Genomic DNA, 8,550 nt, shown 5'->3' on the forward strand with positions numbered 1-8,550 from the left:
CCCCCCTCGCTAGGCTCTCGTGATGTCGCTCCAGATCGACTGGCTCGGCCAGGTTCCCTACGGCAGGGCGCTCGAGCTCCAGAAACAGGCCGTGGAGGATCGCTGCGCGGGCCGCTGCGGCGATCGGCTCTTCCTGCTGGAACATCCCCCGGTCGTGACCTTCGGCCGGAGCGGAAAGCCCGAGAACCTGCGGGTTCCGGAATCGGAACTCCAGGCTCGGGGGATCGAACTCCACCACGTAGCCCGCGGCGGGGATGTCACCTTCCACGCCCCGGGCCAATTGGTGGGCTACGCCATCGTGGATCTCGAAGCGCGGGGCAAACCGGATGTGGTGGCCTGGCTTCGCCAGCTCGAGAGTTGCTTGTTCGATGCCCTCGCCGAGCTGGGCCTGGCGGCTGTCGCCGAACCGGGAAAGACCGGCGTGTACGTCGACGGCGCCCAGCCGTTGCGAAAGCTCGCGTCGATCGGGGTGGGTGTGCGGCGCTGGGTCACCTTCCACGGTTTCGCCCTGAACGTGACCCTCGATCCGGCGAGCTTCGACGTAATCGTGCCCTGCGGTCTGGAGGATGTGAGCATGACCTCCGTCGCCAAGGAGCTTGGCGTCGCCGCAACGCCTACGCTCTTCATGCAAAGCCGTGAGGCGGTGGCGACTTCCTTTGCAAGGGCACTGCCGTGAGCCGAGAGATCCGCTCGCCGGACCAGCGTGTCGCCCGCCCGGTGCACAACCGGGAGGTGCCGAACGAGAAGCGTGAGCGCCCGAGCTGGCTCAAGGTCCGGCTCCACGTGACCCCGGAGCTCGAGCAGGTGCAGCAACTCGTCAAGCAGGACGGCCTGAACACGGTCTGCTCCTCGGCGAACTGCCCGAACCTCGGCGAATGCTGGGCGCGGGGCACCGCGACCTTCATGATCGGCGGCAATACCTGCACCCGCCGGTGCAGCTTCTGTGATGTCTCCACCGGCAAGCCCGGTGGCCTCGATCCGCTCGAACCGGGGCGGGTCGCCGAGGCGGTGCGCAAGCTCGGCCTGCGTTTCGCCGTCATTACCTGCGTCGCTCGCGACGATTTGCCCGATGGCGGCGCCGGCCAGATGGCGGCCACCGTGCGGGCCATTCGCGAATGCTCTCCCGGGACCGGCGTCGAGGTGCTGATCTCCGACTACAAGGGCGAGGAAGCGTGCCTGCGCAGCGTGCTGGATACCGATCCGGACGTGCTGAACCACAACATCGAGACGGTCGAGCGGCTCCAGCGTCAAGTCCGCCCCGCAGCCAGCTACGCGTGTTCGCTCGGCGTCTTGCGGCGAGCGCGGAAGCTCCGCGAGGACATTCCGACCAAGAGCGGACTGATCCTCGGGATGGGCGAGCGTGAAGAAGAAGTGGACCGGACGCTCTGCGATCTCCGGGACGGGGGGGTGACCCTGCTCACGATGGGCCAATACCTGCGCCCGAGCGACGACCACCTGCCCGTCGACCGCTGGGTACCGCCGGACGAATTCGACGCCTGGGCCGTGCGAGCCCGAGCCCTGGGCTTCCAGCAAGTCGCCGCCGGCCCCCTCGTCCGCAGCTCCTACCACGCCGAAGACCTCGCAGGATAAGTCAACGGGCGGGGACGGGGTTTACAATTGACTCTTCGGAAGGGGGCTTGGCCCCCTTCCGAAGAGTCAATTGTAAACCCCGTCCCCGCCCGTTGACTTTCCGTTAGACTCGGCGACCGCCATGGCCATCCGGGTCGTACCTGTACAACGCGATGCGAAGCTCACCTGGGTGGAGCGGCTCTACCTGCCCATGATCGTGAAGGGCCTGTGGGTGACGAGCCGGCATTTCTTCCGGAACCTGCGGGGGTTCGCGACCGGGCAGAGCACGGCTTTCGTCGTGCAGTATCCGGAGGAGCGGGTCGACCATGCCGACGCCTTTCGCGGGATGCCCGTCCTGGTGGAGCTCGAGAGCGGGCTGCCTCGCTGCGTGGCCTGTGGGCTCTGCGAGTTCGCATGCCCGACGAACTGCATTTCGATCGTTCCGGGCGAACTCCCCGATCACGCGATCGAACGCTACCCGGAGCAGTTCCAGATCGACATGTCCCGCTGCATGTTCTGCGGGCTCTGCGAGGAGGCCTGTCCCGAGGAAGCCGTCGTGATGAGCCGGGAAGTCGAGATCGCGGCGTTCGATCGGGAAGCCCTGGTCTACGAGAAGGAGCAGTTGCTCGTTCCGGAGCCGTTGCTGAAGCGCCGCCTGGAATTCCTTCGGGCCGAGTACGAGCGAGCGGCGGCCTCGGGAGGGAAAGACTGAGTGGAAGACCACGACTCGCCGCTCCTGCGCCGGCTGCTCGATGCTCATCCCGAGGCCGTGTTGGATACGCACGCTCGCCTGGGTGACGTCACGGCTCGTGTGGCTCCCGATCACCTCATCCAGGTCATGACATTCCTTCGCGACGAGCCGGCCCTGGCGTTCGACATGCTGACCGATCTGACGTGTGTCGACTTCCTGGGAAGCGAGCCTCGCTTCGAGATGGTCTACCACCTCTACTCGGTGGCGAGGAACCATCGCCTGCGCATCAAGGCCTACGCCGCCCGCGAGGATTCCCCGACGATCGCATCGCTCACCGGCCTCTGGGCCTCGGCCGATTGGATGGAACGGGAAGTCTTCGACCTCTATGGCATCGGTTTCGACGACCACCCGGATCTTCGCCGCATCCTTCTCTACGAGGAGTTCGAGGGCCATCCGCTACGCAAGGATTACCCTAAGACCCGCCGGCAGCCGCTGATCGGGCCCGGGAGCCGCGAGGCATGAGCGCGCCGGACCTCGCTGCCGAGCACATGACGCTCAACATGGGCCCGTCCCATCCGGCGACCCATGGCACGGTGAAGTTCTTGATCGAACTCGACGGCGAATCGATCGTCGATCTCGACGTGCAGGTCGGCTACCTGCACCGGGGCTTCGAGAAGGAATGCGAGAGCGGCTCCTGGTATCAGTGCATCCCGTACACGGATCGCCTCAACTACAACTCGGCGGTGCTGTGCAATCTGGGTTTCTGCATGGCCGTCGAGAAGCTCCTGGAGATCGAGACACCGGAGCGTTGCCAATGGCTGCGCGTTCTCGCTGGCGAACTCTCCCGGATCGGCGACCACCTGACCCGCTGCGGCGCGGCCTGCCTCGAACTCCAGGCCATGACTCCGTTCCTGTATGGCATCGAAGCCCGGGAGCTCGTCTGGGATCTGCTGGAGGCGCTCTGCGGCGCGCGCGTGACGTCCAACTACGTCCGGATCGGAGGCGTGCGCCACGCACTGCCGGAGAGCTTCCCTGCACTCGCCAAGCAGAGCCTGCCGACCATCCGGCGCCTGCTCGCGGATTTCGAAGCGTTGGTGACACAGAACCGCATCTTCGTCGATCGGCTTCGGGATATCGGCATCGTCTCCAAGGAGGATTGCATCCGCCACGCCGTCACGGGCCCGGTACTGCGGGCTTCCGGCGTTCCGCTCGATCTGCGCAAGGACGAGCCCTACCTCGTGTACGACCAGATCGATTTCGATGTGCCGGTCGGCACGGTCGGTGACAACTACGATCGCTATCTCGTCTGCGTTGCCGAGATGCATCAGAGCCTGCGCATCGTCGAGCAATGCATCCACCGTCTCGAAGCCCTTGGCTCAGGCCCGGTGGACGTGGCCGACGCCCGCGTGCGCTGGCCCGCCAAGGACGGTGTGTTCAACCGCATGGAAGAGATGATCCAGCAGTTCAAGAACGTCACCGAGGGGCCGAAGGTTCCGGCGGGGGAGGGCTACTTCGCGATCGAATCGGCGAATGGCGAGCTCGGCTTCTACCTCGTCTCCGATGGCAGCGAGCGCCCGGTGAAGGTGCGTTGCCGGCCGCCGAGCTTCCTGAACATCGGCCCCCTGCCGCTGATGGTGCGCGGCGCCATGCTCGCCGACCTGATCCCGACCTTCGACTTCCTGAACATGATCGGCGGAGAGTGCGACCGGTGAGCAGCCCGGGTCGCGCCGAACTCGCCGTACGTTTCGGCCAGCCGACGGAGCAGGAGGGAAGTGCGAACGAACCGCGGACCCGCGACGAGCATGGTGCGCGCTGGAACGAGAAGTGGATCTATCGCGACCCCGAAGGTCAGGGCTTCGATCGGATCGTTCTCTGGCTTCGTGCGGATCTGCAGGGAATCTGGCAGGTGAAGCCCGACGGTTCGTCGACCCGAGAGCCGTGAGCGGCCCGCCTGGGCTCGAGCCTTTCGGCCTCGTGCTCCATCACGACGGTCGCTGGAGCCACGAGGGCCAGCCGATCCTGCACCAGAGGTTGCGCGAACACTTCGACCGATCGGTTCTCTACCTGCCCGAGGAGCGGAAGTACATCGTCACGCTGGGGCATTTCCGCGGTGAGATCGAAGTGGAAGAATGTGGCTTCTTCGTGCGCGTCTTCGACCCGGCGACCGGCCGAATCGAGCTGTCGGACCATAGCCACGAGACACTCGAGCCCGCCACGTTGCGCTCTTCCGCGATCGACGGAGTGGTCATCTGCCAGGTGAAGCGGGATCTCCGTCCGGAAGGGCTTCCGGCGCGCTTCACGCACGGCGCCCACTCGGAACTCATGCTGGCGGTTGCCGAGGAGGGCGAGGGCTTCGTCCTGGTCTCGGCTGGCCAGCGGTTTCCGGTCGATCTTGGTTAGACACTGGCGATCGGGGAAGAGCCTTTCTCTCATCGGAGAAAAGCCTTTCTCTCAGGAGCCATCGCTGGGCCTCGCCGAGCTTGAAACGGCCCCAGAGCGCCTCCGAGCGACGAAATGCCCGGCACGCGGCTTGCTCTACACCCGCGTATGGGAAGGGGATGCCGTGCCTTCGGGCGCGGCTTTCCTGCGGGGGCGGCGCTCCACCACGACTCGGAGCGTTGCCCCCCGCTCGTCCCCCCCGGCCGCTAGAGCACCAGCCGCGCCAGGCCGATCCCGAGCCCCACGCCGACCACGGCCAGGATCACGCTGCCGACGGCGTAGGCTGCAGCCATTCCGAATTCGCCCCGGCCGATGAATTCCCAGCATTCCAGGCCGAAGGCCGAAAACGTCGTGAAGCCGCCCAGCAAGCCGCCGATCAGGCTCACCCGCAGGCGAGGGTCGAGCCCGGACCGGTCCTCGAAGAGCTCCGCCAGGAACCCGATCGCCAGGCAGCCGAGGAAATTCACCCCGAGCGTCGCCCATGGGAAGAAGCGGCCATCCACGAGGGTCGCCGCCCACACCCGCGCCACGGCGCCACAGCCACCAAACAGGAACACCCCAAGCCAGTGCATCGGCGAGGACCCTATCAGCCCCCGCGACCCGGCCCCACCCTTCCGTTATCCTGCCTGACCGTTCTCGAGGCGCCGTAGCCAAGTGGTAAGGCACGGGACTGCAAATCCCTGATCCCCGGTTCGAATCCGGGCGGCGCCTCCAATGAATTCGGGGACTTACGTAGGGTAGGCGGATTGACTTTCGCGGGCCGGAAGCCATACGGAAGCAACGAGGGCCGCTTCAATCAGCCCCTGGCATCGCGGCCGAACCGATTAGGGCCGAAGGGCCTTCCCCGGGCTCAGTCCGCTCATCCCGACCTGGCTCGCTTCTTCGCCGGCCTCATGGAGGCCGTGAAGCTCGCTATCGCTGAGAAGGCGGAGACCGGTAGGCGCCGACCCCCCGCAACCACCGGGCTGCGTTGCCTTCTTGCCGTTCCACCGAGCGACCCGTAAGTGCCTGAAACCAAAGGGAACCCCGAGGGAAGCCAAGACCCTGGGTGACTACGTCAAGGCCAAGCGGCCCGAAGCCGGCCTCAGCCAGGCCGAGCTACCAGCCCAACTCGGCGTAGACGAGTTCATCGTCCTCAGCTGGGAGAATGGCCACACCTTGCCGAGGGTCAGCTACTACAGCCGGGTGGTGGCCTTTCTTGGCTACGACCCCATTGGGGAAGGCGAGACGCTCCCGGAAGGGATGAAGGTCTACCGGAGGCGTGAGGGAATCGACCAGATGGAGGCTGGCCAGCGCATTGGAGTGGACGAGGGGACGCGGCGTGCATGGGAGACCGGGAGGCGAGTCCCCAACTCGATCAACGAGGTTCGGCTTCTCCGGTTGCTTCAACCGGCAACCAATCCCCAGCCCCCTGGGGAGGCGGGCGTCGGACACTCAATTCAGGATGCCCGAGCGTCGAAGAGATCAGACGCGTTGGCGAGGTAGGGCGGTTCGTCGAAACGCTGAAGGCGAAGCTGACCCACGGAGCCGCGATGAGCGAGCAGATCGAAGAAAGGATGAATGCAGCCTACGAGCTGCTCGAGCAGGGCGACGCTGATTCGGCGCTCGCCCTCGGGCGGGAGCTCGAGGAGCTCCGGCACTCCTCGGCTTTCGAGATCCAGGCCTTGGCGCACGCAGATTTGGGGGATGTCGGCGCGGCGATCGACGTGTTGGAACGAGGCGTCGACCGCGTACCGGGGGTCTGGATGCTCTGGCAACTCCTCGGGAACAACTATTCCGATGTGGGAAGAGCTGCTGACGCCCTTGAATCCTTTGAGCGAGCTCTCTCGTGCCCGAACGTCGACACGCCGTCCCTTCACTACAACATCGCGTTGGCTCTCTCGCGCCAGGAACGATCTGAGGAAGCGCTGTCCCACCTCGATCTGGGACACGTCGGATCGGAAGACGCGAGCTGGGAGTTGGTTTGCCGCGTGACCAGTCTTCGGATTGGGCTTCTTCGTCAGCTCGAGAGGTATCGCGAGGCTCTCTCTGAAGGGCGAAGGCTGATCACTGAGGCTCGGGCCGAGGGGACGATCGATGAGCACCTGGCGCCGGTCCTTGGCGAGTATGCTTCAGCGCTCTGGCTCGCCGAGCGCGATCGTACGGCCGCCGAGGAGGCAGCGTGGCAGGCCATCGAGCTCGACAAGCACGAGCAATCTGCCATGTGGGTCCTCCGGGAGCTCACCGACCGAGCGTCGGAGCGTGGCTGTCTCTACCAGCTTCTCCTCATGGGCCGCTGGCACGAATCCCTGGGCGATGACGAGGAACTCCCCGGCTTCTTCACGACATACGAGGTCGTGGCGGACTCGGCCGACGAGGCCATAGAATACGCCAGGCCCTTTGAACCGGTCTCCGTTCGCCACGAGCTGAAGATCGAGGAGTCCGAAGTCGTCGAGCCCCGACCCGGTGAGCCCAAGGGTGTGTATTCCGTTTCCGCCTACCAATTCTTTCCCGGACGCGAGCTGGAAGAAGGGCAGGGCGCATGAAGTCCCGCATCATGTACATCGAGAACAAGGCCGAGGGCCTGGCTGGCGGCACCGCACGAATCGGACGGGTCTCGTTCTCGAAGACGGGCAAGACGATCTACTACCGGGGCCACTCTTTCCGGAGCCTCAAGGGCGGCTACAAAGCGAACTACTTCGACACCGAGACGCTGGAGGGCTATTGGATTTCCGGTCCGCGCAAGGATGGGGAGGGCAGGCTCTACGGCGAGCGCGTCCCGGTCGAGATCGACGACGACGTGCGCGAGGAGTACTGGCGAGAGATCCGAGGGCTCCCCGAGTGGACGGGCGAGCGCGAGACGTAGGCCGGACAGTGCCAAGCCGAACCGCGAACGAGAGGCCGCGCTCGCATTGGCAGTCGCCGTATCTACGCGAGCATGGCTGACACGCGAGTGCGAGCTGAGTCAAGTTCGGCCAGTTGCCTTCCGATCGGCGCGCCTGCCCGTTCTCAATATTCATTCGCATTCGTCTGATCGCGAGATCTCGGGGCCCGCCGCTCACATGAGGCCGGCACTATCGACCTCGACTCAACGGTGTTGATCGCTCCCCACCACGGTGCGAACAACGCGAGTTCGACGTGTTTCATCGAAGCGGTGAGTCCCGAGCGGGTAGTGTTCTCGGCGGGTAGCAAGTTCAAGCATCCCCGCGCTGCAGCGGCCCAAAGGTTCCTGAGCGCCAACGTCACTCCCTCTATCGATCCCCAGCACATCTTTCGTACCGACTTTGGTGACGATGAAGACGATGGCGAGGACGAGGGAGCAGCGGATGACGCCGGCGAATGGAACCACGGTCGTGTCCTCGGGTGCAACGACAAGTCAGAGGATGATCCGGTGGGAATCATTCTGCACGCGAATGGGGACTTTCAGGTGGCCTATGGGTTGGAGGAGGAGAGTTGTGACTAGGCATGCCGAAGCGGCTCCCTGGGATAAGCTCCTACTTCCCCCGTGTCCTGGCTGCGGCACGTCTCTCCCCAGCGACGACCCGATGGATTGGCACCTGGACGCCCGGGAGCGGGGTTGGCACTGGTCGTGTGCGGCGAAAGTGCTCGCCGGCTGGCCGGAGCGGCCGGAGGTAGTCGAGCCGGAGGGGCCGGATGCGTAGTACTCTGAGGGGCAGCAGGTGCAACCGTGAGTTTCGCGCGGGTCTATAGCTTCAACTTTCTCTTCGATGCTGCTAGTCCCTTGTCACACCAAAAGCTGGGGGTAGAGTCGTCGCAGTTTCACGCGGGCTTGTTGGGTCGTGAATTGCCAGTCGACGCCCTTCGTCGTTCGGTTGCGATCGTCTTGCCAGGCTTGGACTTGGCGCGTGAGA

At 65.1% G+C, this 8,550-nt stretch carries 13 protein-coding genes and 1 tRNA gene; 13 read left to right on the forward strand and 1 reads right to left on the reverse strand.

The annotated features are described in order from the left end of the window. The first annotated feature begins 22 nt into the window (after positions 1-22). From lipB to GY937_21385, 7 genes are all read left to right on the forward strand, one after another. Positions 23-676 carry a lipoyl(octanoyl) transferase LipB gene (gene lipB, locus GY937_21355; GenBank protein MCP5059261.1) on the forward strand — a complete coding sequence of 218 codons (654 nt, stop codon included), beginning with the start codon at positions 23-25 and terminating at the stop codon, positions 674-676. A gap of 41 nt (positions 677-717) precedes the next feature. Further along, entirely contained in the window at positions 718-1,590 is an 873-nt protein-coding gene (lipA, locus tag GY937_21360; protein MCP5059262.1) for a lipoyl synthase, read from the forward strand. Between the two features lie 121 nt (positions 1,591-1,711). Continuing rightward, positions 1,712-2,281, forward strand: coding sequence for an NADH-quinone oxidoreductase subunit I (locus tag GY937_21365; GenBank protein MCP5059263.1), 570 nt, complete (start codon positions 1,712-1,714; stop codon positions 2,279-2,281). Between the two features lie 126 nt (positions 2,282-2,407). Continuing rightward, positions 2,408-2,782: an NADH-quinone oxidoreductase subunit C gene (locus tag GY937_21370; GenBank protein MCP5059264.1), complete on the forward strand. Its 375-nt coding sequence runs from the start codon at positions 2,408-2,410 to the stop codon at positions 2,780-2,782. Further along, a complete protein-coding gene (locus tag GY937_21375; protein MCP5059265.1) occupies positions 2,779-3,972 on the forward strand; it encodes an NADH-quinone oxidoreductase subunit D in 1,194 nt (397 codons plus the stop codon). Before GY937_21370 ends, GY937_21375 begins: the two co-directional genes overlap by 4 nt. Then, on the forward strand, positions 3,969-4,202 hold the full coding sequence (locus GY937_21380) for a hypothetical protein (GenBank protein ID MCP5059266.1): 234 nt from the start codon (positions 3,969-3,971) through the stop codon (positions 4,200-4,202). Before GY937_21375 ends, GY937_21380 begins: the two co-directional genes overlap by 4 nt. Next, complete coding sequence (locus tag GY937_21385; GenBank protein ID MCP5059267.1) at positions 4,199-4,660, forward strand: hypothetical protein; 462 nt, start codon at positions 4,199-4,201, stop codon at positions 4,658-4,660. The genes GY937_21380 and GY937_21385 overlap by 4 nt, the downstream gene beginning before the upstream one ends. Positions 4,661-4,905: 245 nt before the next feature. On the opposite strand, the gene GY937_21390 is transcribed toward GY937_21385, so the two are convergent. After that, positions 4,906-5,271, reverse strand: a complete 366-nt coding sequence (locus tag GY937_21390; GenBank protein MCP5059268.1) for a CrcB family protein — start codon at positions 5,269-5,271, stop codon at positions 4,906-4,908. A gap of 68 nt (positions 5,272-5,339) precedes the next feature. Here GY937_21390 and GY937_21395 point away from each other — a divergent pair. The 6 genes from GY937_21395 (at position 5,340) to GY937_21420 (ending at position 8,340) form a co-directional block, all read left to right on the forward strand. Next, a tRNA-Cys gene (locus tag GY937_21395) sits at positions 5,340-5,413 on the forward strand. Between the two features lie 264 nt (positions 5,414-5,677). Next, entirely contained in the window at positions 5,678-6,184 is a 507-nt protein-coding gene (locus GY937_21400) for a hypothetical protein (GenBank protein MCP5059269.1), read from the forward strand. A 47-nt stretch (positions 6,185-6,231) separates the two neighbouring features. Continuing rightward, on the forward strand, positions 6,232-7,224 hold the full coding sequence (locus GY937_21405; GenBank protein MCP5059270.1) for a hypothetical protein: 993 nt from the start codon (positions 6,232-6,234) through the stop codon (positions 7,222-7,224). 11 nt (positions 7,225-7,235) lie between these two features. Beyond that, positions 7,236-7,544, forward strand: coding sequence for a 1-deoxy-D-xylulose-5-phosphate synthase (locus GY937_21410; GenBank protein ID MCP5059271.1), 309 nt, complete (start codon positions 7,236-7,238; stop codon positions 7,542-7,544). 228 nt (positions 7,545-7,772) lie between these two features. Further along, entirely contained in the window at positions 7,773-8,141 is a 369-nt protein-coding gene (locus tag GY937_21415; GenBank protein MCP5059272.1) for a hypothetical protein, read from the forward strand. Next, positions 8,134-8,340, forward strand: a complete 207-nt coding sequence (locus GY937_21420) for a hypothetical protein (GenBank protein ID MCP5059273.1) — start codon at positions 8,134-8,136, stop codon at positions 8,338-8,340. The genes GY937_21415 and GY937_21420 overlap by 8 nt, the downstream gene beginning before the upstream one ends. Positions 8,341-8,550 lie beyond the last annotated feature (210 nt).

Source organism: bacterium (assembly GCA_024228115.1).
GTDB lineage: Bacteria > Myxococcota_A > UBA9160 > UBA9160 > UBA6930.

What these genes read in the sequence shown, in the direction of transcription:
- GY937_21410 (MCP5059271.1), top strand. Translation starts at nt 7,236, where the DNA reads ATGTACATCGAGAACAAGGCCGAGGGCCTGGCTGGCGGCACCGCACGA.
- lipB (MCP5059261.1), top strand. Translation starts at nt 23, where the DNA reads ATGTCGCTCCAGATCGACTGGCTCGGCCAGGTTCCCTACGGCAGGGCG.
- GY937_21390 (MCP5059268.1), bottom strand. Translation starts at nt 5,271, where the DNA reads ATGCACTGGCTTGGGGTGTTCCTGTTTGGTGGCTGTGGCGCCGTGGCG.
- GY937_21375 (MCP5059265.1), top strand. Translation starts at nt 2,779, where the DNA reads ATGAGCGCGCCGGACCTCGCTGCCGAGCACATGACGCTCAACATGGGC.
- GY937_21365 (MCP5059263.1), top strand. Translation starts at nt 1,712, where the DNA reads ATGGCCATCCGGGTCGTACCTGTACAACGCGATGCGAAGCTCACCTGG.
- GY937_21370 (MCP5059264.1), top strand. Translation starts at nt 2,408, where the DNA reads ATGACATTCCTTCGCGACGAGCCGGCCCTGGCGTTCGACATGCTGACC.
- GY937_21405 (MCP5059270.1), top strand. Translation starts at nt 6,232, where the DNA reads ATGAGCGAGCAGATCGAAGAAAGGATGAATGCAGCCTACGAGCTGCTC.